Here is a 25,891-nt window from a genome sequence, read left to right as displayed (position 1 = left end):
GCTCTTTGCGCATCGCTCATCCCCCCCTTACGCAGTGAAAGCAACCGTGTCGCAGCCCACTCCACTTTTCCCAGACCAGACAACGCAGGCTTTTGTATTGCGCCCCCAATGGCCTGCCCCCTCTTTCGTTAAAGCGCTGTTCACCACCCGCCAAGGCGGGCACAGTACCGCGCCATGGGACAGTTGGAACATGGGCGAGTTCGTTGGCGACGAACGTGCCCACGTCCAAGCCAATCGAGCACTGCTGCAGCAAGCCATCCAAGCGACCAGCGTGTATACACAAGCGGCCGCACCGCGCTATCTCAAACAAGTGCATGGCTGTGACGTTCATCCACTGACTGCAGACGCTACAACAGACTTGCCCCCAAATACGACGCAGGTTTGCGCCGATGCAGCCATCACCACACAACCCGGTGTCGTCTGCACCATCATGGTGGGCGACTGCCTGCCTGTCTTGTTTGCACACAAGCAAGCCCCTGTTGTGGCGGCAGCACATGCCGGTTGGCGCGGCTTGGCTGGCACCAATGGGCAGGGAATTCTGGAGACCAGCTTTGATTCCTTCCGCAAAGCCGTTAAGCGCTGGTTTCAAACGCAAAGCCAAAGCCTTACCGATGCAGAAATCGCCCATGACACACTGGTTTGGTTAGGGCCCTGCATTGGCCCGCAAGCCTTTGAAGTCGGGAAGGACGTACGCAATGCCTTTGTCGACGAGTCTGAAAGCCTTTGTGATTCACTCGATGCGTTGAATGCACGCTACAAGGCCTGTTTTCTGCCCCACCCCCAGCAACGGCCTGACCACTGGATGGCACATTTGAGCGGCGTGGCACGTATTCGCCTGCAGAAACTGGGCATCACGCAGTTGCATGGCAACGATGGCAGTGCGCCGTGGTGTACGGTGCGCAACGCCCAATGGTATTTTTCACACCGCCGCGATGCAGCGCAACTAGGCAGTACTGGCCGCATGGCCGCATGCATCTGGCTGGATCGCACGTAACTTCCCTTCATTGAACGCCAGAAGCGCACGCATCTCCACGCGCCACAAAACTTTCAGCCCTGCGTATGTCACGCCTTACGCTCTACCCGCATGCATCTGGTCGTATGATCGCTCGCTCACTGCTATTGGACTCTTCATGCCATCCACTGCGACTTCCTCTGACACTAAAGCTGGCGTGATCTATGCCCTGTTGGCCTATGGCTCCTGGGGATTGATGGCCGTGTACTGGAAGTGGGTGGCCTGGGTGCCCAGCCTGGAAATGATTGCCCACCGAGTGATTTGGACGCTGCTGCTGATCGTGCCATTGGTACTTGGCATGCAACAAGGCCGGGCATTGGCTGCCGTTTTTCGCAAACCACGTTTGCTGGCCGTCTTGGCATTGACTGCGGCCTTGGTTTCCGTCAACTGGCTGGGCTTTGTGTGGGCGGTCAGCCATGACCAAGTCGTGCAGGCAAGTCTGGGATATTTCATCAACCCGTTATTCAGCGTGTTGCTTGGTGTGCTGTGCTTGCACGAACGTTTGCGTCTTGCACAATGGCTGGCCGTTGGCCTGGCCATCTGTGGCGTTGCCTGGATGGCCCTTCGCCTAGGCCAAGTGCCATGGATCTCATTGATGCTGGCCAGTTCTTTTGCATTGTATGGCCTCTTTCGCAAATTTACTCCCGTATCGGCCACGGTAGGACTGACCGTTGAGTCGTTGCTGGTGGTGCCTGTGGCCATCGCTTACTTGCTTTGGTTGGGTTGTAACGACCAAGGGCTTGCAGTCGGCCAGCATGGTTGGGCAGGCTGGGCACTGGTTGCTGCATCAGGGCTGACCACCGCAGTGCCTTTGCTGTGGTTTGCCAATGCGGCACAACGCCTGCCGCTGTCCACTTTGGGGTTTGTGCAATATCTGGCGCCATCTTTGCAACTGGCGTTGGGTGTTTTTGTTTACCACGAACCCTTTACCCAACAGCACCTGGTCGCCTTTGGTTTGATTTGGCTGGGGCTGCTGGTTTTCTCCATCGACTCGATTCGTGCGCAATGGCGGCTGCGCCAAGCCAGTTTAGCCAGTCACGCGAACGGCCAGTAAGCCCTCAATCCAGTCCAGCACAGTGACAACGATGACTCTAACGCCCCTTCCAACCCTTCCTCTTGGACGTTACCACCATTACAAAGGCAACGACTACGAGGTGCTTGGCGTTGTTCGCCACAGCGAAACCCTTGAGCCTATGGTGCTGTACAAACCCTTGTACGGCGATGGTGGTTTATGGGTTCGCCCCTATGCCATGTTTTGCGAGCCTGTCACCCACAATGGCACAGCCATCGCCCGCTTTACACCACTCAGCACATGAGAGAACGTGTTTAGGATCCCCTCGCTGACTGCAGTGGAGTCCAATAGGTTACGAGCAAAAAGCATATGACGGCGTTACCCGTTGTGCACCGCCTCTTTTTTTGAGTCTTGCGCGACCAGGTCGCCGATCCTAAACACGCTCTGAGAATACTTAGCAGTGGATACGATTGCGGCCGAGCCAGATGTGAGGCATGCATGCTAGTATCGGCGCCCTTTTGAAGCCAATACGTACCACCACCAGCATGCGTTCGATCCCCTCTGTTTTAATCGCCCTTAGTACCGCAATACTCCTACCCAATTTAGCGTGGAGCGCATGCAAGGACAGCACACCCAGTGCCACACCTTCTCGCTTCGAGCTAAAAGAAGCCCATGTGCTCGACCATCAAACCGGCTTGACTTGGATGCGCTGCAGCATCGGCAAACAATGGGATGGGCAGTCCTGCACAGGAGATGTGCAACTGATGAATCTTGCTGCGGCGCAAGAAGCAGCAAAAAAACAAGGACAGGGTTGGCAAGTCCCCACGATTGAACAACTGCACAGTTTAGTCATACAGCCATGCAATACGGCTGCCATTGACACCCACGTATTTCCTGACGTTGAAGATTTAGGCGATGGCGCCCCCTATTGGAGCCAAACGCCCATTGCATCGCTACCCGGCTTAATCTACTACATCGACTTTATGGATGGCGCAGTCGATGGGCACAGCGCTGGCTTCTCATTGGCGCTACGACTGGTTCAAACACACCCCATAGCCAAACAACGCACCCAAGGCGCTTCAACTCAGTAACAAGAAGGCTACCGTCAACGACGGGCCGCTATAGACAGGTTCGCGCGCTTCCAAGAATGCCAGAATGGCCTGCGATCTGAACATCTGCTCGCCATTGTTCTGTTTGTACACGCGTCAATCAACCCAGCAATGCTGCGGCGCACGCTTCGGTGCGCCCCTCTGAAAAGAATACCAATCCATTGGATGCCAGGCGCAGCATTGACTTATTCACACCACATAAATCAGCCGCGCCAGTCGTGCGCACAAGCGTGCTGATTCAGGCCAGAGCGTGTATGGCCGACTCCTCTGCGCCACAGCCCCCTGCACTTTTTTTGGAATTCGCCGAAAACATGGGCCTGTGCGCACTGTCACGCTTGCATTTAATAGGCCTGCTGCATTGCACACTATTTTTCGTGCACACCTGATTGACATAGCGCCCCATTCTTTCTAGTCGCTTGTGTTCGCCACGCATTGGCAATGCCCCTCATTCTGGATAAAAACTTTATATATGTCCCCATTTATTTATAAATAATAAGCAAATTTATATAACAAATACCGTCCCCATTTATTTTTCTTGAGCATCCTGAAAAATATCTGTAATCTGGCGCGCCTTTGAGCAATTTCGAGATAGGTTTTGCACTAATTAGTAAATGCATATCAAACGCATTTTTGACACCAATAAAAAGTCAGGACACTTACTGCAGACCTCTCAGCATGCAAATGGCTGTTTTGAACACACCAAGAAAACCTATGAACAATATGGATCACCACTCCCCCTCTGCATTGGTCAGGTCAGAATCCACAGGGCTATACACCCCAGACGATGCGACTGACAGCTGCGGTGTTGGTTTCATAACCCGAAAAGATGGGGTACAGACGCATGAAGTGCTGCAACTGGCCCACGAAGCCTTATGCACTGTGCCGCATCGGGGCGGCATGTCCGCCGAAGGCGTTGGGGATGGTGCGGGGGTGAATGTAGACCTGTCTATTGCATTTTTTCGCAAAATCACCGCATTGCCATTGCAAGCAGGCCAGTTTGGTGTTGGCAATTTTTTTGTCCCCAAAGATGCTGATGCGCGTGACCGAGCAGAACAATGGGTCGAAGCCAAACTGGCGGAATTCAAACTCCCCGTTCTTTTTAAACGGGATATGCCGTTGAATCATGCTGCAGCAAGGCCAGCAGCAGAGCGGTTTCAGCTGCCCATCGTGCAATGGATTTTTGCTTCGCCCGATGACACGCAAAGCCAAGAGGAATTTGAAAAGCGCATCTATCAGGCGTTGCTGGCCATTGAAGCGCGTGCATTCACCGACGCGCAATTAGGCGGGTTGTATCCACTGTCCATGTCTTCACGCACGCAGGTTTTCAAAGGGCGTTTGAACTCCAACGAAGTCATCCCGTACTTCATGGATTTGATGGATCCGGATCACGCGGTACGCGATCTGTTTTTCCATACCCGTTTTTCCACCAACACAGACCCGCACACCACAATGGCGCAACCATTTCGCTTGATGGCGCACAATGGCGAGCTCAACACCGACCGCAAGAACCGGATTGCAGAAAACGCCTTGGCCTTGGCTCGTGATAAAACAATTGTGCGTCCCAAGGGGCAGTCAGACAGCTCACGTCTGGATCAAACGCTACACAGCAGATTGCTTGAAGATGGCTTGGATTTGATTGAGGCCGTTGTCTCCATGATGCCGCCTGCATGGGAGAACGACACCGCCCTCTGCCCACGCGTACGGGCGATGCTGGAATACTTCTCTCTGTATGAGGAAAAAAATGATGGCCCGGCCGCCTTCATTTTCGGCAACGGCCAAATCATTGGTGCCCGACTTGATCGCTTGGGTCTGCGCCCCTTGCGCTCCATTGAAACAGAACACTACCTTGGCGCAATGTCTGAAGCGGGGCAGATTGCTTTCGCTCCAGAATCTGTGATTCGTCGCGGGCGCATTGAAGCGGGTGGAATGCTCTATTTTGACCACCGAGAAGGCCGCAGCTACACCAGTGCACAGGCCCTTGAGAAACTGGCTGCGCAAAAGGACTATCCCGCCCTGTTGGCGCAAGCACGCATCACCCTCAATGACTTGCCTGCCATTGCTGCCGAACAACAAGGTTCGCCAATGCGCTACAACGGTGATCTGCAGCGCTACCAACGCTTTGTCGCGTACTACTACAACCAGGAGTCCTTCAAGTTCATGATGGACCCCATGTTGGCCACAGGAGGCGAAAAAATCTCAGCCATGGGCTATGGCAACGCCATCAATGCACTGTCCGACCATGAAGGCGGCGTGGCCCATTATTTCTCTCAACGCTTCGCACAGGTGACCAACCCACCGCTGGACTCTATCCGAGAAGCCGATGGCATGACCCTGCGCGTAGCACTGGGTGCCAAGCCGCATTTGGGCCGCAGTAAAGGCCAGCAAGTCATTGTCCCCACGCCCATCTTGACGCATCTGGACATGTTGCGGCTGCGCGAGCAGCGCGTTGCCCCTTATGAACGCTTTGACATGTTGTATACGCCCGTCGTTGGCACCAGTATCAGCACACGCACCGACAACGCATTGGCGCTGGAGCACGCCATTGACAGCCTGGCCAATGCGGTGGTGGATTTTGCCCGTTCACAGGGGGGCATTGCCGTATTGACTGACCGGCATGTTTCTTCTAGCCGCGCAGCCATGCCAATGCTGATTGTGGTGTCCGCCATCAACCAGCGTTTGGTGCAGGAAGGTCTGCGGCTGGATGTGTCTCTCGTGGTCGAAAGTGGGCAAAGCATTTCCTCCCACCACATCGCAGCAGCATTGGGTTTTGGCGCATCGGCCATCTACCCCTTGGGCGTGCAAATGCGGGCCGAAGAAAAATACGGCGAAGGTGAAGAAGGCAATAAAGCATTCAAACGCTACGCCAAAGCAGCTGAAAAAGCGCTTATGAAAACCATGGGGAAAGTCGGCCTGTGCACAGTCGAGAGCTATTCATGCGGGGAGTTTTTCGAACCGAATTTTCTCGATACCAACGACCCGGTACTGAAAAAATACTTTCCCAATCTGCGCACCCCAGTTGGCGGCGCTCGCTTTCAGAACATTGCCAACATGGTCGTTGACTGGCACCAAAGTGCATTGCGCGTCAGCGCAGAGTCCGATGTGCCATTGCTGGGGCTATTCAAAGAGCGCTCCGAAGGCGCGGGTCACTCTTATGGCACCACCGCCGTACGCGGCTTTGTGGACATGACAGAGCGTCCCATTGCATTTACTGCTCCAAACCATGAAGGCGAACAATTTCTACGCCTGCTTACCCTCTCCAAACTGCACGATGCATTTGCATTGAATGCGAAGGCTTACGACGCCAACAGCTTTGACCGCATTCCTGCGCAGGCCATCGACGGGTTCACCATCACGCCGGCCTACCGGGAATTCTCCAGTCTGATGCTGCAAGAGCGTAAAAAGCGCCCCGCTGCGCTGCGCGATATCTTGGCCTTCCCCGCCGACCTTACCCACGTAGACAGTGCCGCCGAATTTGGCCGAAAACTGGGCCGCTACGCCTTGTGCAACAACGGCTTTGCAGTTCGCGGCCTGCGCAGTCAAGTCGTTGAAGAAGGACAGCGCTTTGCCTTGCACCTGACTGACTGTGTTGACGGATTGCTCGAAGCGCCCGCGCGCCTTGCTGCACTTGGTGATGCATTGCTCACCCGCTTTGGGCCTTCGATTCTTGACATGCGGGTTCACAACGAGGCACTGCACATCCACGCCTGCAATGCAGCAGCTGACTATTTGAGCCGCCTTTTTGAGGCCCCAAGCAGCTTGCCATTAAGCGCCGTACAACCGGCCAGCGAAATTACACGCACCTTCGCGTCCGGCGCGATGAGCCATGGCGCCCTGGTAGCCCCCGCCCACGAAGCCGTGGCCCATGGCACCAACATGGTGGGCGGCATGAGCAACTGCGGTGAAGGCGGTGAACACTACTCGCGCCACGGCACCATTCGTGCCTCACGCATCAAACAGCTCGCCTCAGGCCGCTTTGGTGTATGGGCAGGCTACCTCGCTGACCCCATGCTTGAAGAGCTGGAAATTAAAATCGGTCAAGGGGCCAAGCCCGGCGAAGGCGGGCAACTGCCTGCGCCCAAAGTCACGGTGGAAATTGCCGCAGCTCGCGGCGGCACACCGGGGGTAGAGCTGGTCTCACCGCCACCGCACCACGATACCTATTCCATTGAAGATTTGGCCCAGCTGATCCATGACTGCAAGGCCGCACGCGTCAAAGTCATTGTCAAGCTCGTCTCCAGCGAAGGCATTGGCACCATTGCAGTGGGGGTTGCCAAAGCGGGGGCGGATGTCATCAACGTAGCTGGCAATACCGGCGGCACTGGCGCCGCATCGGTCACCAGTTTGAAATATACCGGTCGAGTCGCTGAAATTGGCATTGCCGAAGTGCACCATGCGCTGTGTGCCAACGGCTTGCGCGCCAAGGTGCAATTGCGCTGCTCCGGTGCCATGCAAACCGGCTCCGACGTGGTCAAAGCGGCTTTGCTGGGCGGCGACAGCTTTGAGTTTGGCACCACTGCGCTGATGATGCTCAAATGCGTGATGGCCAAGAACTGCAACATCAAATGTCCCGCAGGCTTAACAACCAATGCCGAAGCTTTCGATGGCGACCCTCGGCAATTGGCCCAATACTTCATGAATGTGGCCCATGAAGTGCGTGAAATTTTGGCGCGCATTGGCCTGCCATCGTTGCGCGCAGCGCGTGGCCGCAGCGACCTGTTGCATCAAATGGCACATGCGCATGAAGTGGGTGCACTCGACTTGCGCGCCATGCTCACCGTAGTGCCCGAAGTCACGATTGCTGCCCCGGTGTATTTAGAAAAAGACTTCACACACGATCAAATCTGGTTGGCTCCTGTGCGGCATGCACTGGTGGGCAACCATGCCGACCGCGTTGAACTCGGCGATGGGGTGGTGCTGAGCAACCGTTGCAAAAGCGTGGGCGGCCAATTGGCCATCGACATCGAACGCATGCTCAACCACGAACTGACAGAGGAGCAATTGCAGTCCACTCCTGCGGTACTGTGCGATGACCGTGGCCGCCGCTACTTGGGCGCTGGCAGTGTGCGCATCCACACCAGCGGTGCAGCAGGCCAATCGTATGGCGCCTTCTGCAATGACGGTATGCGCATGCAACACAGCGGCACCTGTAACGACGGGGTTGGCAAAGGCCAATGCGGGGGTGAGCTGATCGTGCTGTCGCCAGGTGGCGGCTCGCAAGAGCCGGGCGGCAACGTATTGATCGGCAACTTCGCCCTGTTTGGCGCGACAGGCGGTCGCTTGTTTGTACAAGGCCAGGCTGGTGATCGCTTTGCGGTGCGCAATTCTGGCGCCACAGCCATCGTGGAAGGCGTTGGCGACTTCTGCTGTGAATACATGACCAACGGCGTCGTGCTCAACCTGGGGACGTATGGCAAAGGCTTTGGCAACGGCATGAGCGGTGGCTTTGCCTACCAATACGACCCGTACAACACCTTGGCGCAGTACGCCGCCAGCGACTCTGTATTGCTGGGCCAACTCACTGACGAGGGCGAAATGCCGCGTGTGCATGAACAGGCCATCTTGCAATTGCTGCGCTGGCATGTTGAGGCCACCCATTCAGAGAAGGCCGCCTGGCTCCTGACCCATTGGGATGCCGAGCGTGTGCATTTTGTATTTGCCATGCCGCGCGCCTTGCTGCTGTACCAAGATGCGTCAGCCATTTTGCAGAACAAACCCCGCAAAGAGCTGCTCGAAGAACTCTCTACAGCGCTAGCCAGCCACCAAGTCGCCAAATTCAAACGGGCGTGGCGCGACGGTAAACCCATTGCCGCTGGGGCCGTACCCGCTTATGGCGAAATGGACAACCACGCAATGCTGGTGCTGCTCAACAACTACACAGTGCTGCGTACGGCGCAGCAATTGGCCCTCAGCCAGTTGCCCAAAGATACGCGCGTTGAAGACGCCGCAGCCCAAAAAGCCGTGCGCAACCTACTGATGACCGAAGACTTTGGTTTGATGAGCAAGCTGCAACGCCATGCCCGTGCTGCCATTGAGTCATACAGCGATGACGCACTGGCAGCCTTGATTGCCGCCAAGCGCCTGGCGGACTACAAAGCGGCGTTGGCACAACGCAACATCCGCTCTATTGATGCGCCGGCCACATATGGTTGGATCATGGACCAAGACCGCCGCAATACCGCTGCACTTGGGCGCATGCCTGATTTTGAAGAGCTGTTTGCCAAGGCAGCGTTGCCAGATCTGACTGCAGCCCTGAGCGCGGCACGTTAAGACCGCGAAGCAGCAACACGACCAATGCCTAGGACTCTGTGCAGGCATTGGCCACTCCAATATTTGGACCGACCGGATAGGGTCGTCCCCCTCAAACCAGACTATGAAAATTCCTTACATTCCTGAAGACGCCCCGTTCAGTGCCGATCAAAAATCATGGCTCGCTGGCTTCTTGGCTGGCCTGCACTCGCGCTTGTTGGTTTTGGAGAGCGCCAACACGGCCGCCGGTGCGCAGGCTGCAACTGCCTCAGTGCCATTGCATATTTTGTTCGGTTCCCAAACAGGCAATGCTGAAGCATTGGCCCAACATGCGGCCACACTGGCGCGCGCGCAAGGTATGGCCCCGGTCGTTCAGGCCTTGGGCGAAGTGGATTTAGGGGTATTTGCCGCCATGCGTCACGTTCTGGTTATCAGCTCCACGTACGGAGAAGGTGAAATGCCTGACAACGCGCAATTGTTTTGGGATGCCATTTCAGCAAGCACCGCCCCACGTGTGGAGCACATGCACTTTGCCGTACTGGCTATAGGCGATACGGGCTACGACGGCTTTTGCCAAGCCGGCAAGCTCATTGATATGCGGCTTGAGCAGCTCGGCGCAAAGCGTCTGTGTGAACGCGTCGATTGCGACGTTGAATACGAAACACAAGCGCAAACATGGATAGAAGCCGCCATGCCCCAATTCGCCCGCACGGCAGGTGCTGGGGCAATAGCCGCGCCTGCTGCCAGCGCCACTCCAACCACGCCAGCCATTCCAGGCACGGGCCGGAAAAATCCTTATGCCTCTACCTTGCTGAGCAACCACAAACTATCTGGCGCTGCATCAGCCAAAGACATTCGCCACTTTGAGTTCGACCTGGAAGGCAGTGGCCTGCACTATGAGGCAGGCGATGCACTGGGCATCGTTCCTGTCAATGATCCGGCCTTGGTTCAATTGCTGCTTGAGCGTTTGAATGTGGACTACGACAGCCCAGTGCCGGGCCATGAAAGCAGCTTGGGGGACTTACTTACGCACCAACTGGAAATCTCAGCCCCCTCACGCAAATTAGTGGACTGGATTGGGCAAGGCAGTCAACACGAAGAACTCCAATACATTCTGGAGCATGACGACAAAGATGCGCTCGATGCCTGGCTTTGGGGCAAAGACATTCTGGATTTACTGATGCTCAACCCTGCGCAAACGATTGGCATACAAGAGCTGGTTGCGCAATTGCGCCCCTTGCAGCACCGCGCCTACTCCATTTCATCCAGTGGCAAAGCGTACCCCAACCAAGTCCACCTAACCATTGCGGCTGTGCGCTACCAACATGCAGGCCGCCAGCGCGGTGGAGTGTGCTCTACCTACCTGGCCGACCGGGTTGGCCGTGGGGAGAAACCGGCCATTTTCATCTCCCCCAACAAAGCCTTTCGCGTACCACAAAACACCGATGCGCCCATTATCATGGTGGGCCCCGGCACAGGGATTGCACCATTTCGTGCCTTCTTGCAAGAACGTCAAACCACAGGTGCAAAAGGCAAGAACTGGCTTTTCTTTGGTGACCAGCACCGTGCAAACGACTACATCTACGAAAATGAGCTAAGCCAATGGCACCAAGACGGCCACCTCAGCCGACTAGAGCTGGCCTTCTCACGCGACCAAGGTGAAAAGGTGTATGTGCAAAACCGCATGCGCGAACATGGCGCAGAACTCTTTGCATGGCTGCAAGAAGGTGCCCACTTTTATGTGTGTGGCGACGCCACGCGCATGGCCAAAGATGTGGACGACATGCTGCACACCATTGTGGCAGAACATGGTGGCACGTCACACGAAAAAGCAGCTGACTACGTCAACCAGCTCAAGAAAGACAAACGCTATTTACGCGACGTGTACTGACACCCTTGAACATTGAAGATAGCGAACACCAACTTCTGGTCGTGCCATTGCAGAGATAATCAATCGCCGCATGCTGAGCTGCTTCAGCATGCATAACCATGCCAATGACGGAGGTTCTTGAATGGCGAAATGGCTCCCCATTCTTCTGCTGGTGTTCTCCAATGTCTTCATGACCATCGCTTGGTATGGCCACTTGAAGTTTCCGCATGCGCCTCTGGTCAAAGTGGTGTTGATCAGTTGGGCCATCGCCTTGATTGAATACTGCTTGGCAGTACCGGCAAACCGCTTAGGCCACGCACACTATTCAGCAGCAGAACTCAAAACCATGCAGGAAGTCATCACCTTGGTGGTGTTTGCCGTATTTTCGACGCTGGTGCTCAAAGAGTCACTGACCCTCAACCATTTGATCGGCTTTGGTTGCATAGGACTGGGGGCTTTTTTCATTTTCAAAGGGCCATTCTGAACAAACACAAATAGCCTTTACTGCAAAACAGGCGCGGCAGCACCTTTGTACACAACACCACCGGTGCTGCCACTGGTGTCAGGTTTGCGCCCATTGGCGAATCAGGTTGTGGTAGTGGCTGGTCAACGCCACGGTTTCGGTCGTACTGCCCAACTGCGCCAGCAAACGTTGAATGGTTTGATCCAGCTCAAACAGCATCGCTCGGCGCTGATCGTCCTGCACCAAACTTTGCACCCAAAAAAACGAGGCCAAACGCACGCCCTGCGTAACAGGCAACACTTGGTGCAAGCTGGTTGAGGGATACACCACCATATCGCCTGCTGGCAACTTCACTTCGTGCGTGCCATACGTGTCCACGACCACCAGCTCGCCCCCTTCGTAAGTATCTGGTTCGCACAAGAACAGCGTACAGGAAACATCGGTGCGCATACTCTGTCCGTTTGGCAACTGGCGAATCGCGCCATCTACATGCAGACCATAGTTCTCGCCTCCTTCGTAGCGGTTAAAGAGCGGCGGCAAGACATGCAGCGGCAAGGCATTCGAAACAAACAATGGGTGTTTGCGTACCGCCTGACTGACGTATTGGGCCAGTTCCTGCGCAACAGGGGCTTGTTGCGGTAACTGCCGATTGTGCTTCACCGTAGCGCCCAACGCCCCCACAGTGGCCAGCCCATCACCCCAGTCCGCTTGTTGAAGTCGTTGCTGTATCGCCAACACCTCATCTGGCGTCAGCACTCCGGGAATATGCAGCATCATGGTGTGCGCTCTTTCATCTACTGGTGAATCAGTTGGCATGGGGCAGGCGTGCGCACGCCCCCCAACAAGTATCAAGCCGGAACTCGTGTTGGCCATTTTCCTACAGCAAGCAGCAAATGGCCAACGGCAGCCCGGCTTGATTTAGAACTTGATATTGGCAGTCACCTGTGCAGAACGCGCCGCACCTGGTGTATAGCGGCCACCGTTGTTATTCAAATTGGCGATGTACTTTTTATCAGCCAGGTTGAATACGTTCAACTGCAGGGACACATTGCGGTTGATCTCATAAGCCAAGTACGCGTCATACACCCAATACGACGGCGTATTGAGCATATTGGACATAGCTGGATCAGCACTGTTGCTGACCGAACGTGTCACCGAATCCATATACCGCGCGCCACCACCAACGGTCAGTCCATTACCCAAACGATAGGAAGTCCAGCTGGTGAAGCTCAGTTTGGGTGACCAGTTCAACTGCGCCCCTGTTTGGGTGGAAGAGCCATCCTTGACCTTGGTGTTCATGCGTGCCAAGCCTGCCGTTACATTCCAGGCCGGTGTCAGTTGCCCAACAACACCCAATTCAACGCCAGAGACTTGCTTTTTACCGTACTGCTGAATGTCACCTTCGACCGTGCGGGTCAGGTCGTTTTTAACCGTTGTACGGAACACAGCACCTGTCACCATCAAGCGGTTATCCCACAGGTTCCATTTCGTGCCCAACTCCACGTTGGTCGATTTAGACGGATCCATATTGGGGTTATTGATGCTGCTTTCGGTTGCACTCAACGTGAAGTTGCTGCCGCCAGGAGGCTGCTGAGAAGTGGAGATTCCACCGTAGATAGAACCATTGGCTGTAGGCTTGAACACCAATCCCAACTTGCCGCTCACCAAGGTATCACTGGCTTTGAGGTTGCTGAAGGTTTGAACGCCAGCCGCATCAGGTGCTGTCACCGAGTCATTCTGCGTGCGGTAACGCTCAACCCGCACCCCTCCTGTGGCTTGCCACTGAGGGTGCAGCTCCACCGTATCAAACGCATACAACGCCAGCGTTTTGGTGTTACCGTTGCTGCGCTGGCCAGTCCGTTGGATGTCTTGCCCTGCGATCGGGTCATTCACATTCGGGTTGTACAAGTTGGCTTGTGCCACGGTACCCGCGCCCGTAAGACCTTTAGTGGTCTGCTTCTCATAGATCAGCTCCACCCCCGTATTGAGCGTGTGCTGCATGCCAGCCAGCGCAAAGCGAGCACTCAAATTGGTTTGGTTGGTGGCTATCGAATTTTTTTGCCAACGCAACTGACGTGAGCGAGACGCCGTCCATGTCGCAGGATCCAGTCTGGCCACGGCATTGGCGCCAGAGCCATCGCTAACAACAGCACTGGTGCCCGTGAGCAGTTGATCAAACTCATTCTGCCCGATGCGGGTGGTATTGCGCAGCGTGGCATCGGCACTGAAGTCATGCTCCACACGCAATGTGGCCTGGGTGCTTTCGGTCTTGCTGTAGTCACTCAAGCTGCCGTAGTAATTGGAGCTGTCAACAGCGGCCAAACCACTCAAATCAACACCTGCATTGGCCAGCGCCGCATTGTAAAAACCGGGCAAACCCAATGTGGGCACGCCACCGTCTGGGCGATTGTTTTTTTTCACATACGATAAATCAGCAAACACGCGTGTCGGCGTGCCTAAACCAAATCCTACCGATGGCGCAAAACCAAAACCCTTGTTGCGCACAAAATCGCGCCCTGGGGTCCCGCTGTTTTGCGCCATGGCATTCAAACGCACGGCAGACGTATCTGACAAACTGCGATTGATGTCCGCCGTAATGCGTTTATGGTCGTCAGTTCCCATGGAAACGCGCGCTTCATTGGCGTTGCCCGTAAAAGGAACTTTGGTGGCCATATTGATGGTGCCCGATGGGGCGCCACGGCCATATTCAGAACCGGAGGCCCCTTTGATCACATCGATTTGCTCGACATTGAAGGTATCGCGGCTCTGGCTGCCCAAATCGCGCACCCCATCAACAAAAATACTGCTGCTGGTATCAAAACCGCGCATAAAAATGTTGTCTTTGGTGTTGGAGTTGCCGCCTTCACCCAACAACAGAGTCACCCCCGGTGTATTGCGCAGTGCCTCTTGCAACGTGCTGGCGTTTTGCTCTTCAATCACTTCACGGTTAATCACCGTAACAGTTTGCGGCGTATCAACCAAATTCGCTGTCATTTTGGGGCTGGCAGCCTGCTCGGTTTTGTAGGTCTGCGCATCACCTGACACTTCCACTTCAGCAAGTGTGCGAGCATTGCGCGCATCAGGCGCAACTTGTTGTGCCAATACAGAGCTGCAAGCGGCCAAGCCTATTGCAGCCACCACAGAAGAAGAAGCCACTTGCCGAGTAACTCGGTGTTTTTGACTACGGATATAAGCCATGGAATCAAACCTTTTAAAAGGACGATATCGGCTGGCTTTGTCGTGGCAAGTGCCTTTGGCATCTTCCATGTTTGGCTAGCTAAAAGCCTATTGCACTGGGTATGTGTGCTGCTCATGTACAGCTCCAACCAGCCTGACCGATGCCTTGAACACCGACACCAGTCGGAAGCGTTTTGGCTTCGCCGCCATACCCATCAATAGTTCTGCGTAACACGTCAAATTGACGAAAATTTACGGAGTCGAAATATAAATTAAATGAGAATGGTTTTTGATATCATTTTTTAATTTGTCTCTTTTATGATGCATTCGTGATCCGGCTGTCACCTGCGCGGCAACAAAATTATTTCATCCTGTCTTTGCTTTCTAGGCATAAAAAAAGCACTGACAGCATGTGTGTCAGTGCTTTGAGGGCAATGGCTGAACTGGCGATCAGCCCAACTGCGGCCTTTAGAACTGGTAGCGCAGATTCAATTTCACAGCACGCGGCTCACCGTAGATAGCTCCAGCGTAGAAGCCGTATTGGCGATAGTAGGTTTTATCAAACAAATTGCTGATGTTCAACGTACCAACCAGCTGCTTGCTGAAGTCGTAACGCGCCATCGCATGGAACAGGGTGTACCCTTTCAGGTCAATATTCACATTACTACCCTGCGTAGGGTGGCTGGTACCAGTGGCACTTTGGCGCATTGAGCTCTGTGATGTCAATCCACCACCGACAGTCAAACGGTTGAGTGCACCAGGCAAGCGGTAGCTGGTGTTCAAACGCAGCAAGTGGCGTGGATCATCGTCCGTATTAGGCGAATTGGGGTTATTGACCTTCAGATAGGTGTAGCCCCCATACATATTCCAATTGGGTGTGATGCGGCCAGAAAAGTCCACCTCAAAACCTTTTGTTCGCACGCCGGATGCACCATTGATATAGGCAACACCTTCAGCTTCGTTGCCGTACACATATTGGTCGTTGCCTTGCGGGTCCAGATCCTTAGTGGCCAGCTTCTGCTGTTTGGTATAGAACACCGCTAAAGAGCCATCAAACAAGCCATCGAGCCATTCGCCTTTGATCCCTGCCTCGTAAGCGCTGCCTGTTTTCGGGTCGATGTAGTCGCCGTTGATTTTGCGGCGGTTTTGCGCCTCAAAAATATCGGTGTAGCTAGCGTAAACAGAGTAGTTGTCATTGAGGTCGTACACGGTCCCAATGTAAGGCGTGATTTCTTTGCTGAACTCGGACGCCAGATTGCCATTGGAATAGTTACGCTGCCAGCTCACTCGGGCGCCTGCAATCACAGACCATGGCTCAGTAATGCGGAACCGATTGGCAATATAGCCCCCATAAGTTTTTTGACGACTTGTGGTGTTGATCCCTGTGCGCGCAGCCGTGATCTCGCCAAACGTATCGCCATTGGCCACAAAGTCACGCCAATCTGGAATCGCAAATTGGTCAGTGATGCGGTTCATGCAAGCGCCCAATGCCACGCCTTCTGCCGTAGTGCATTTCAGGCCAAACGTTGTGCTCTTGCTGTCTGTACCATTAAAGCCGACCATGAATTCATGGCGCTGCCCCCACAGCTCGTAAGGGCCATTAAGACTCCATTGCACATTTTTCGTAGTGTTCTCGCCTTCTTGGAACATCGTATTCATGGCGCCGCCTGTGCCATCTTGGTTCCAGTAACCACGGTTACCGCCGCTATTGGCTTTGGATGCGCCAATGTGTGTTTTGCTCTCGCCCTTAGCGCTAGAAGCCTGAAAGCGTGTAGTCCAGTTGTTCTCGAAACGGTGCTCCACATTAGCAAAAATACCACGGCTTTCGCGCTCGCTAAAACTCCAATCCGCCGCTGAATTCAAGCTGCGGCTAAAGCTGGTTGGCGTGCCATCTGCAAACCAGATCGGTACGTTTGTGCCCCATGTTGCCCCATTCAAACGGCGGCGCTCATACTGCGCGCCAAAACCAATTTTGGTATCAGGCGTGGCATCAATGGCAAAGCTGGCCAACGCACCAACCGCTTTGTTTTCTTCACGATCGCGAAAACCATCTGAATCCTCCCCCGAAACCACAAAGCGGCTACGCACCCGGCCATCACTGGTCAAGGGTTGATTGACATCAGCCATCAATTGGCGCTTGTTCCAGCTGCCCACCGTCGCAGACAAGGTGGTTGAGCGGGTTTTACGTGGTTCTTTACGCACCATTTCGACGGCACCAGAAGGATCTCCGGTATTGCCCATCAACCCATTGGCACCACGCAAAATTTCCACACGGTCATACAAATCCATGTTGATCGACATACCCTGACCAGCAAAGCCAGTGTCACCATCAATGCGACCGCCATCGACCTTGAAGTTGGTGATCTTGTAGCCGCGTGCACGGTAATCAACACGCGCACCAATGTCGAGCTGGGTGGCCGTAATCCCTGTGGCATGTAACAACGCATCGTCAAGGGTTTCAACGTTTTCATCGTCCATTTGCTGACGCGTGACCGTGCTCACAGACTGCGGTGTCTCGCGGCGCGTCAATGTCAGCCCCGTCGATGCCGATACGGCTGGGTTCTCATAGGATTTGGTCACTTCACTGGCATTGGTCACCTCGGCCGTGCTGCTCACTTGCACTTCGGCCAGCGCCGGAGTGTCTGAGTTGGTTGCAGACTGGGCATAAGCGCCTGAGGCCATGAGTGCTTGGATGCTCAATGCCAATACCGTAGGAACCACCGAAGGCGGCAAAGCCCGGCGCGCGAAAGAAGATGGATTCGATGACATGGATTGCTCTGAATGGAATAAAGCCAACACCCCCCATACCGCAACAAGCGATGGGACGCACTCGGCAGTCCTTGGTATGTGGTAGTGACCTGATTGCGTTCAGTCCTTCACGTCCAGTTGCAGAAAAACTCAATCCTGCCACTGCTCGCTTGTATCCAGATGCTGTTTGAAGGCATTTCGAACGCGAGCGAAGTCTAGTAAATCTGCGGCTCGGAAAAGGGGTTACAGAGCCAATGAAATGTAATGAAATATATTCTCATTATCATTTTTATCCCGAAAGAATAGCGCATTTGGGTGGCGCAACATCGCTTACATTACGGTCAGGATACCGTTGTAAACCTGCGCCGATATTGCATTTAGCCATTCTTGGCATACACCTCGTGAACGCCGCCCCAGCGTGCTGGTTTGTACCAGATGACGCGTCTCGCACACCCCAGTGATTCAATTTAAGATGTTGCCATGTCCCCACGCTCCCAACGTGGCGAGTTATGTGCACCACGCAAGCCATTACTTTTGATTCTCAGGCCGCATCGCCCTTTACGCTGAATTCCCCATGTCATTGCGCCCCCATATTCTTGTTGTTGAAGACGACTTCGACATGAGCCAACTGATTGCAACGTTCTTGCACCAAGCACAGTTCAATGTCAAAACGGCAGAACACGGTGATGCCATGCGCGAAGCGCTGCTGCAAGGCCCCACTGACCTGATCGTCATGGACCTGATGTTGCCAGGCTCGGATGGCTTGGATCTGTGCAAAGAGTTGCGCGCGCACCCCACCTACGCCAAAACCCCCATCATCATGCTCACGGCCAGAGGCAGCACACTCGACCGTGTGCTGGGATTAGAACTGGGCGCAGATGACTATCTGGCCAAACCGTTTGAACCTGTAGAGCTTCTCGCCCGTATCAAAGCAGTGCTGCGCCGCAGCCCGCCTGAGAATGCACTCAATCCGTCAGCAAATGACGCGCTCCACAACGAGAGCGACGACATCCCCGCCACCTACCACTTTGAAGGTTGGCAACTCAATACGCGTGCGCGTCAACTCCATTCACCAGAAGGCGTGGTGATCAGCTTGGCCAACTCTGACTACCAGATTCTGCAATTGCTATTGAGCCGCCCGCACCGCCCCATCAGCCGCGATGAATTACTGGAACACGCGTTCGGACGCGAGCGAGCTCCTAACGACCGCACGGTAGATGTGTGCGTTTCTCGCCTGCGCAGCCACCTCGAATCAGATAGCCGTCAGCCGCGAATGATCCGAACGATCCGCCACGAAGGATATATGTACAACGGCGAACTGCCCCGCACGGCCAGTCTCACACCCACCCCCTTGCCCTTGCCACATGCTTTCAGCTAAAACCTGGCTGGCATGACCGCGATTCAGCAAGCCATCAGCAAGGCCAAGCAGCACCTGGCTAGACTTTGGCCGGACTCCATATTTGGACGCATGGTGCTGATCCTGGTGGCAGGAATGCTGGCAGCGCAATTCCTCACCAGTAGTATTTGGCTTAATGTGCGCCACGCCCAGCGGCTTGAAGCACCAACGCGTCTGGTAGGAGAGCGCATTGCAGACTTGGTCGAGTTGCTTGACAGCGGGCACCCACGCGCTGAAGTACTGGAACTGGCTACGCACATCGGCCTGAATGCCACCCTCAGCACCAGCAGCCAGCCCAGCCAGTTGGGTCGCACACAACATGCTCTCTCTGCAGCCAAACTCTTGGAGCGCGTATTTCACGAACGTGTCCCCGACCAGCGGCAATTAGAGTTACTGCATCTGGCCCTGCTGGATGACCAAGGCCATAACGCAGACTGGTTCACGCTCTCAGGCTTTAGCCCTTTGACCGTGGTCTATTCGATGCAATTGCAATACGCCCCTAACCAATGGCTTCGCATCACCTCGCAGTTACAGCCAGGTTGGCAGGAAGACAATGCCTGGCGCGTGCTTGGTGACTTATTCTGGCGGGTCTACGCCATCCGTATTTTGATTGTCGTGGCGCTGGTGGTGCTTGCCGTTCGCTGGGTAGCGGAGCCGTTGTCGCGACTGGCCAAAGCTGCCCAATCATTGGGCAGCAACATCACCCAGGCCACCCCTTTGGACGAGAATGGCCCCGCAGAAGTACGCCATGCAGCCCATGCCTTTAACCGCATGCAGGCTCGCATCATTGCCCAGATTGAGGAGCGCGATCGTTTTCTTGCCGCTGTTTCGCATGACCTGCGCACCCCCATGACCCGTATGCGCTTGCGACTGGCATTGCTCAACACTGACAACCACGCGGCATCAGTGAGCAAACTGCGTGACGACCTCAGCGACATGGAGTCTTTGGTTGAAAGCACCCTTGCCTTCATTCAAGCGGAGCAACGGGCCTCCCATGTTCAACGTTTAGACCTAGACTCACTGGCACACAGCCTATGCCAAGACCTGCAAGAGCTGGGGCACCACATCACCATCACAGGTGCCACAGGAGCCCCCATTGAGGCCGATGCGATGGGCCTCAAACGCGCCCTGAGCAATTTGCTCGACAACGCTCTGCGCTACGGCCACAACGTGCAAGTGCTGTTGGCACACACCCAAGAAACGGTCAGTATCACCATACTCAACGAGGGCCCCTGCATCCCTGAAGCTTTGCTTGCCTCCATCACCCAGCCTTTTGTCAGGGGTGAGCCATCGCGCAACAACGCCACCGGCGGTTACGGCTTAGGATTGAGCATTGTTGAGGCTGTTGCGCGCAGCCACCGCGGCCAATTTCGTTTGAGCAACCGCGCTGAGCAGCAAGGTGTTTGCGCCTATTTAGAGTTGCCTCGTTTTTCAGGAAAAGTGCTTACTGCACTCCACTGATCGGCAGGCCGCACCGCAAGCACTGCAGCCACCTGCCCCCGTCGTTGCAGTTGCCCCTGACACCATCGCAATAGCCCTATTGAGGCTAAGCCACTGCGAAGAAGTCCAACACTGCACCGGCCTGAATGCGACAATTCGCCCGATCAGGCAGTGGCGCACGAACCATGCAGAAAGACCATTTTCCAAATGCCAGTCTGGCCCACTGCACAAAGCGCATTGCATTTCTGTTTAACCATTACAAGGAGCACCCATGGCACAAGTTACCCTCAAAGGCAACCCTATCGAAGTTGAAGGCACATTGCCGCAAGCCGGTCAAACGGCTCCGGCCTTTTCGCTCGTTGGCAAAGACTTGGCCGATGTTACTTTGGCGCAATTTGCTGGTAAGCGCAAAGTGCTAAACATTTTCCCCAGCGTAGACACTCCCACCTGCGCAACGTCGGTTCGCACCTTCAACCAACAAGCATCCGCCTTGAACAACACTGTCGTGTTATGCATTTCAGCTGACTTGCCATTCGCCCAAGCACGTTTTTGCGGCGCTGAAGGCCTGAGCAACGTGGTGACTTTGTCCACCATGCGCGGCGCTGCTTTCCTGAAAGACTATGGTGTGGCCATCGCCACAGGGCCATTGGCCGGCGTGGCCGCACGTGCCGTGGTGGTACTTGATGAAGACAATAAAGTGCTGCACAGCGAGCTGGTCAGCGAAATTGCGCAAGAGCCCAACTACGAAGCAGCCAAAGCCAGCCTAGCCTGATCTGCAAAGAAACTACTGACGCCCAACAAAAAGACCATGCATGCATGGTCTTTTTTCATGGGGATCTATGCCTGCGCACGCATGCCAAAAAGTGATTATTACAACCGCTTATTCATGGACGGACAAGGCACCATCCATGATACGACTGCCCGTCAAACGCTCATGCGTGCGCAATGCATAGCGGTCAGTCATCCCGGCGATAAAGTCAGCCACAACACGGGCTTGGTCATGCGCTGTCACGGCCTGCGCAGCTCTGGCAGCGAATTCAGGCGGCATTTCTTGCTGCATCTGCCAGTAATGCGCAAACAAAGTGGCTATCACCTGTTTCGCCCTGCCTGTGGTGTCCTCCACAACTGGATGACGGTATAGATTGGCAAACAGCGTTCGTTTCAATTGAACGGCCTGTTGGTGCATCGCATCGCTAAAACGCACCAGCAGTGGCAATCGGCGCACGGCATCGGCGCCGTCAGGCGCGTGCACTGCCAACTGTGCACGCGTAGTGTTGATCACATCGTAGATTTGCGCGCTGAGCATTTCGCGCAACGTCGCGTACAACCAGCGTTTGGGCGCGGCACGCAAATGCGGATGCTGCTCCAATGTGGCACGCCGGTACGTAGAAAACAAAGGCACATCTTCCAACTGCTGTTCATGCAACAAGCCTGAACGCACACCATCGTCAATGTCGTGGGCGTTGTAGGCAATCGAATCGGCCAAATTGCACAGCTGCGCCTCCAGACTCGGACTCGGTAGTGCCGGGTCAAGAAACCGACGCGCAATACCACCTGGCTCCTGAGCTTCAATCAAACGGGCATTGTGCGCAGAGCAGTGTTTAAGAATGCCCTCGCGTGTTTCATAGGTCAGGTTCAAACCATCGAAGTCTGCATAACGCTGCTCTAATAGATCCACTACACGCAAACTTTGGATATTGTGCTCAAAACCACCAAAATCACGCATGCAGTCGTGTAGCGCATCTTGGCCTGCATGGCCAAACGGCGTATGCCCCAAGTCATGTGCCAAGGCAATGGCTTCAACCAAGTCTTCATCCAAACCCAGCGGACGCGCAATGGAGCGCGCTACCTGCGCCACTTCCAGCGAGTGCGTCAGGCGCGTGCGGAACATGTCGCCTTCATGGTTGAGAAAGACCTGCGTTTTGTACACCAGTCTGCGAAATGCCGATGAGTGCACAATCCTGTCTCGATCGCGCTGAAAATCACTGCGCGTTGGAGCACTCTGCTCCGCAATTCTTCTGCCACGGCTTTGCGCCCAATCGCTGGCGTAAACGGCCAATGCGGTGGTGTTACTCATGCGGTGATAAGTTCGTTCAGCAAGTTGGCCACAATGGCATCGTCGACTTTTTCTGTCACGGCCTTGCCTGCTGGCTTGAGCACCACAAAACGGATTGCACCGCCTTGGGATTTTTTGTCCACACGCATCAAATCCAAGTAACGCTGTGCATTGTTAGTCGCATCCAGAACAGGCGCTTGCACAGGCAAACCAGCCTGCTCCAACAGTGCAACCAAACGGGCGTGAAACTGAGCATCTTGCTGATAGCCGAGCTTGGTCGACAAATGGCTGGCCAACACCATACCTGCAGCCACAGCGTGGCCATGCAGCCAAGCGCCATAGCCTTTGCCAGCCTCAATCGCATGGCCGAAGGTATGTCCGAAATTGAGAATCTCGCGCAAGCCGCTTTCGGTTTCATCGGCACTCACCACTGCCGCTTTGATCTCACAACTGCGTCGCACGGCATACCGCAAGGCCTCCACATCTTGCGCGACCAGTGCTTGTACATTGGCCTCCAACCATTCAAAGAAGGCCATGTCATAAATCGGGCCATACTTGATGACTTCACCCAGCCCCGCGCTCAACTCTGCAGCAGGCAAGGTTTTGAGCGTATCGAGATCGCACACCACCAGCTTGGGCTGGTAAAAAGCACCGATCATGTTTTTACCCAAGGGATGGTTAATAGCGGTTTTGCCACCAACCGAAGAGTCGACCTGCGCAAGCAAGGTGGTAGGCACCTGCACAAAAGGCACCCCACGCATATAGCAAGCAGCGGCAAAGCCAGTCATATCGCCAATCACACCACCGCCCAATGCAAACAGCACGGCCTTGCGGTCCGCAGCTTGGCCTAGCAGTACGTCAAAAATCTGGTTCAGTGTTTCCCAGTTTTTATATTGCTCGCCATCGGGCAACACCACTTCAATGACTTTAGGGTAATGGCCTTCAAGCCGTTGGCGCAATGCCTTTGCGTACAGCGGTGCCACGGTGTCGTTGGTCACAATCACCGCACTGGTGCCCTTGGGCCAGTGCGCATGGGCCTCTTGCCACAGGCTCTCGCCTTGGCCAATCAAAATGGGGTAAGAACGCTCTGCCAAGTCAATCTGTACCACATCAATAGCGGCACGATCAGACTGGGCAAATGAGGAGGCAGTAGTTGCGGTAGTCATAAGCTCACAATGGGGAATGGCAATTCAGGGAACGGGCATCACTGGTGCAGGCTGGCAGCACAGGTTCAATGCCGTGTGTTTTCAAAGCTTGCTCAATGGTTTGCAGAATATGGCGCATTCCAGCATCGGCGACGATGGCATGGTCCGCCGTTTCGCTATAGAACGGGTGGCGCGCGTCATACAGCTCTTGCAACCGTTTGAGCGGGTCAGCCACTTGCAGCAGAGGTCGGGTGCGGTCATTGCGAACCCTGCGCAACAACATTTCAGGCTTTGCAGTCAGATACAGCACGTGGCATTGCGCACGCAGTTGGGCTCGGTTCGCCTCGCGCAGCACAACACCACCACCAGTAGAAAGTACCAAAGGCTCAGCACGAGCCACCTGTTCTGCCAATACACGCTGCTCGGCATCACGAAATGCCACTTCGCCCATGCGCTCAAAATATTCCGCAATACTGCAACCGATGGACTCTTCAATGGCATGATCCAAATCGACGAATGGCCTAGCGTAAATTCTGGCTAATTTGCGCCCTACAGTGGTCTTCCCAATCGCGGGCATTCCAATCAGCGCAATATGCGGCGTTGCGGTTCTCATTCAGATGGGTCTTCAATATCGAAATAACGTATCCGTCCATCATGCCATGACTTCAACGCCCCGCAAGGCTTTCGGCCTAGCTGCACTCAGCTCAAGACAAGCTGGCGGCCACGCTGGCAGCAGTCTCGGGCAGCAAGCGTGCAACCAGAGCGCCCTCAACAGGGCCTTGCACCGGAATCCAGACACGCAATGGGTTGCCTGAAGCCACATCAATGGCAGCACCATCTTTGTTCTGCATGGTTTCCAGCTTCACAAAACGGTTGCCAGTGGGGTGAATAATCTCCAGGGTATCGCCCACTGCAAAGCGGTTTTTAGTCTCCACCTCAACCCAGCCATCTGCACGCACGCCACGCACTTCGCCCACAAACTGGCTGCGGTTGGCGACAGAGTGGCCGGTTTCATAGTTCTGGTAATCATTGGCAGGGCGACGCTCAAGCAAACCACCTGTATATCCCCGGTTGGCCAAGCCTTCAAGCTCGGTAATCAACGCCGGATTGAAGGGGCGGCCCGCTACCGCATCATCAATTGCGCGGCGGTACACCTGTGCCGTGCGTGCAACGTAATACAGGCTCTTGGTACGCCCCTCAATTTTGAGGGAATCAACACCGATTTTCGTTAGCTTCTCCACATGCTCAACCGCGCGCAAATCCTTGCTGTTCATGATGTAGGTGCCATGCTCATCTTCCATGATCGGCATCAGCTCACCAGGGCGGCCAATTTCTTCAATCAAATAGACCTGATCGGCCTTGGGGTGGCGCTGGCCATCGCCACAAGCTGAAAACGCCTTATCGGCCTCTTCCTGCATATGCTGAAAGTTAAAGCCAGCATCCATTTTTTCCGTGGCCAATGCTTCGCCCGTGTTGGGGTCAACAGCTGCGTCATGGGTTTTATAGTCCCAACGGCAGGCATTGGTGCAAGTGCCTTGGTTTGGGTCGCGGTGGTTGAAGTACCCCGACAACAGGCAACGCCCGGAATAGGCAATGCACAAAGCGCCATGCACAAACACTTCAATCTCCATGTCTGGACAGTCTTGGCGGATTTGCTCAATCTCTTTGAGGCTCAATTCACGCGAAAGAATAATGCGCGAGACGCCAACTTTTTGCCAAAACTTCACGGAAGTAGAGTTGGTCGTATTGGCCTGCACTGACAAATGGATTGGGATATGCGGCCACTTCTCATGCACTTGCATGATCAAGCCCGGGTCGGCCATGATCAATGCATCAGGATTGAGATTGATCACAGGCTCAATGTCGCGCAGATAAGTGCGCACCTTGTCGTTGTGTGCCAACAAATTGCTGGTCACAAAAAACTTTTTGCCCCGTGCGTGTGCTTCTTCAATGCCCTGCTTAAGCTGCTCGATCCTGAAGTCATTATTGCGCGCGCGCAAAGAATAACGGGGTTGGCCTGCATACACCGCATCGGCGCCAAAATCGTAGGCAGCGCGCATCTTTTCCAGCGAACCAGCAGGCAATAAAAGTTCAGGGCTAAAAGTCGTCATGGTCGATCTCGTGGTGGCATCAAGGCGCAACTTGTCGTGCGCCTCAACGCTGTCTCATCGGCCCATCCAGCAACCAAAGCAAACAAGGGGGACGATGGTATAAAAA

At 54.8% G+C, this 25,891-nt stretch carries 18 protein-coding genes; 11 read left to right on the top strand and 7 right to left on the bottom strand.

The window, feature by feature from the left end:
- Window positions 1–34 precede the first annotated feature (34 nt).
- The 7 genes from E9531_RS02765 (at window position 35) to E9531_RS02735 (ending at window position 11,733) form a co-directional block, all read left to right on the top strand.
- Window positions 35–994, top strand: coding sequence for a purine nucleoside phosphorylase YfiH/LACC1 family protein (locus E9531_RS02765; protein ID WP_244609941.1), 960 nt, complete (start codon window positions 35–37; stop codon window positions 992–994).
- Window positions 995–1,130: 136 nt separating this feature from the next.
- Complete coding sequence (gene rarD / locus E9531_RS02760) at window positions 1,131–2,066, top strand: EamA family transporter RarD (protein ID WP_136572182.1); 936 nt, start codon at window positions 1,131–1,133, stop codon at window positions 2,064–2,066.
- A gap of 31 nt (window positions 2,067–2,097) precedes the next feature.
- Window positions 2,098–2,328 carry a DUF1653 domain-containing protein gene (locus E9531_RS02755; protein WP_136572181.1) on the top strand — a complete coding sequence of 77 codons (231 nt, stop codon included), beginning with the start codon at window positions 2,098–2,100 and terminating at the stop codon, window positions 2,326–2,328.
- 241 nt (window positions 2,329–2,569) lie between these two features.
- Complete coding sequence (locus E9531_RS02750) at window positions 2,570–3,115, top strand: Lcl C-terminal domain-containing protein (protein ID WP_158291705.1); 546 nt, start codon at window positions 2,570–2,572, stop codon at window positions 3,113–3,115.
- Window positions 3,116–3,844: 729 nt separating this feature from the next.
- The gene (locus E9531_RS02745) at window positions 3,845–9,400 is read left to right on the top strand and encodes a glutamate synthase-related protein (protein WP_211343348.1); all 5,556 of its coding nucleotides are present in this window, start codon (window positions 3,845–3,847) and stop codon (window positions 9,398–9,400) included.
- A 103-nt stretch (window positions 9,401–9,503) separates the two neighbouring features.
- Window positions 9,504–11,270 carry a sulfite reductase subunit alpha gene (locus tag E9531_RS02740; RefSeq protein ID WP_136572179.1) on the top strand — a complete coding sequence of 589 codons (1,767 nt, stop codon included), beginning with the start codon at window positions 9,504–9,506 and terminating at the stop codon, window positions 11,268–11,270.
- Between the two features lie 121 nt (window positions 11,271–11,391).
- Window positions 11,392–11,733, top strand: coding sequence for a DMT family protein (locus E9531_RS02735; protein WP_136572178.1), 342 nt, complete (start codon window positions 11,392–11,394; stop codon window positions 11,731–11,733).
- Window positions 11,734–11,811: 78 nt separating this feature from the next.
- Here E9531_RS02735 and E9531_RS02730 read toward each other — a convergent pair whose 3' ends face one another.
- From E9531_RS02730 to E9531_RS02720, 3 genes are all read right to left on the bottom strand, one after another.
- Window positions 11,812–12,489: a Fe2+-dependent dioxygenase gene (locus tag E9531_RS02730; RefSeq protein WP_136572177.1), complete on the bottom strand. Its 678-nt coding sequence runs from the start codon at window positions 12,487–12,489 to the stop codon at window positions 11,812–11,814.
- A gap of 141 nt (window positions 12,490–12,630) precedes the next feature.
- Window positions 12,631–14,910 carry a catecholate siderophore receptor Fiu gene (locus E9531_RS02725; protein ID WP_136572176.1) on the bottom strand — a complete coding sequence of 760 codons (2,280 nt, stop codon included), beginning with the start codon at window positions 14,908–14,910 and terminating at the stop codon, window positions 12,631–12,633.
- Between the two features lie 447 nt (window positions 14,911–15,357).
- The gene (locus tag E9531_RS02720) at window positions 15,358–17,658 is read right to left on the bottom strand and encodes a TonB-dependent siderophore receptor (protein WP_136572175.1); all 2,301 of its coding nucleotides are present in this window, start codon (window positions 17,656–17,658) and stop codon (window positions 15,358–15,360) included.
- Here E9531_RS02720 and E9531_RS17430 point away from each other — a divergent pair.
- From E9531_RS17430 to tpx, 4 genes are all read left to right on the top strand, one after another.
- On the top strand, window positions 17,652–17,828 hold the full coding sequence (locus E9531_RS17430) for a hypothetical protein (RefSeq protein ID WP_158291704.1): 177 nt from the start codon (window positions 17,652–17,654) through the stop codon (window positions 17,826–17,828). The two genes, E9531_RS02720 and E9531_RS17430, sit on opposite strands and share 7 nt — an antisense overlap.
- 383 nt (window positions 17,829–18,211) lie before the next feature.
- Window positions 18,212–19,015, top strand: a complete 804-nt coding sequence (locus E9531_RS02715) for a response regulator (RefSeq protein WP_136572174.1) — start codon at window positions 18,212–18,214, stop codon at window positions 19,013–19,015.
- A gap of 12 nt (window positions 19,016–19,027) precedes the next feature.
- Window positions 19,028–20,494, top strand: a complete 1,467-nt coding sequence (locus E9531_RS02710; RefSeq protein ID WP_136572173.1) for an ATP-binding protein — start codon at window positions 19,028–19,030, stop codon at window positions 20,492–20,494.
- A 250-nt stretch (window positions 20,495–20,744) separates the two neighbouring features.
- Window positions 20,745–21,245 carry a thiol peroxidase gene (gene tpx / locus E9531_RS02705; protein WP_136572172.1) on the top strand — a complete coding sequence of 167 codons (501 nt, stop codon included), beginning with the start codon at window positions 20,745–20,747 and terminating at the stop codon, window positions 21,243–21,245.
- Window positions 21,246–21,353: 108 nt separating this feature from the next.
- On the opposite strand, the gene E9531_RS02700 is transcribed toward tpx, so the two are convergent.
- The 4 genes from E9531_RS02700 to trhP form a co-directional block, all read right to left on the bottom strand.
- On the bottom strand, window positions 21,354–22,550 hold the full coding sequence (locus tag E9531_RS02700) for a deoxyguanosinetriphosphate triphosphohydrolase (protein WP_136572171.1): 1,197 nt from the start codon (window positions 22,548–22,550) through the stop codon (window positions 21,354–21,356).
- Complete coding sequence (gene aroB / locus E9531_RS02695; RefSeq protein ID WP_136572170.1) at window positions 22,547–23,695, bottom strand: 3-dehydroquinate synthase; 1,149 nt, start codon at window positions 23,693–23,695, stop codon at window positions 22,547–22,549. Before aroB ends, E9531_RS02700 begins: the two co-directional genes overlap by 4 nt.
- A gap of 4 nt (window positions 23,696–23,699) precedes the next feature.
- Window positions 23,700–24,287 carry a shikimate kinase gene (locus tag E9531_RS02690; protein ID WP_136572169.1) on the bottom strand — a complete coding sequence of 196 codons (588 nt, stop codon included), beginning with the start codon at window positions 24,285–24,287 and terminating at the stop codon, window positions 23,700–23,702.
- Window positions 24,288–24,378: 91 nt separating this feature from the next.
- Window positions 24,379–25,785: a prephenate-dependent tRNA uridine(34) hydroxylase TrhP gene (gene trhP / locus E9531_RS02685; protein ID WP_136572168.1), complete on the bottom strand. Its 1,407-nt coding sequence runs from the start codon at window positions 25,783–25,785 to the stop codon at window positions 24,379–24,381.
- Window positions 25,786–25,891: the final 106 nt, after the last annotated feature.

Origin of the sequence: Lampropedia puyangensis, assembly GCF_004833285.1 — a bacterium.
Taxonomy (GTDB): domain Bacteria; phylum Pseudomonadota; class Gammaproteobacteria; order Burkholderiales; family Burkholderiaceae_C; genus Lampropedia; species Lampropedia puyangensis.
The sequence above is the reverse complement of the archived record's forward strand: the minus strand, read 5'-3'. Positions and strand labels throughout refer to the sequence as shown.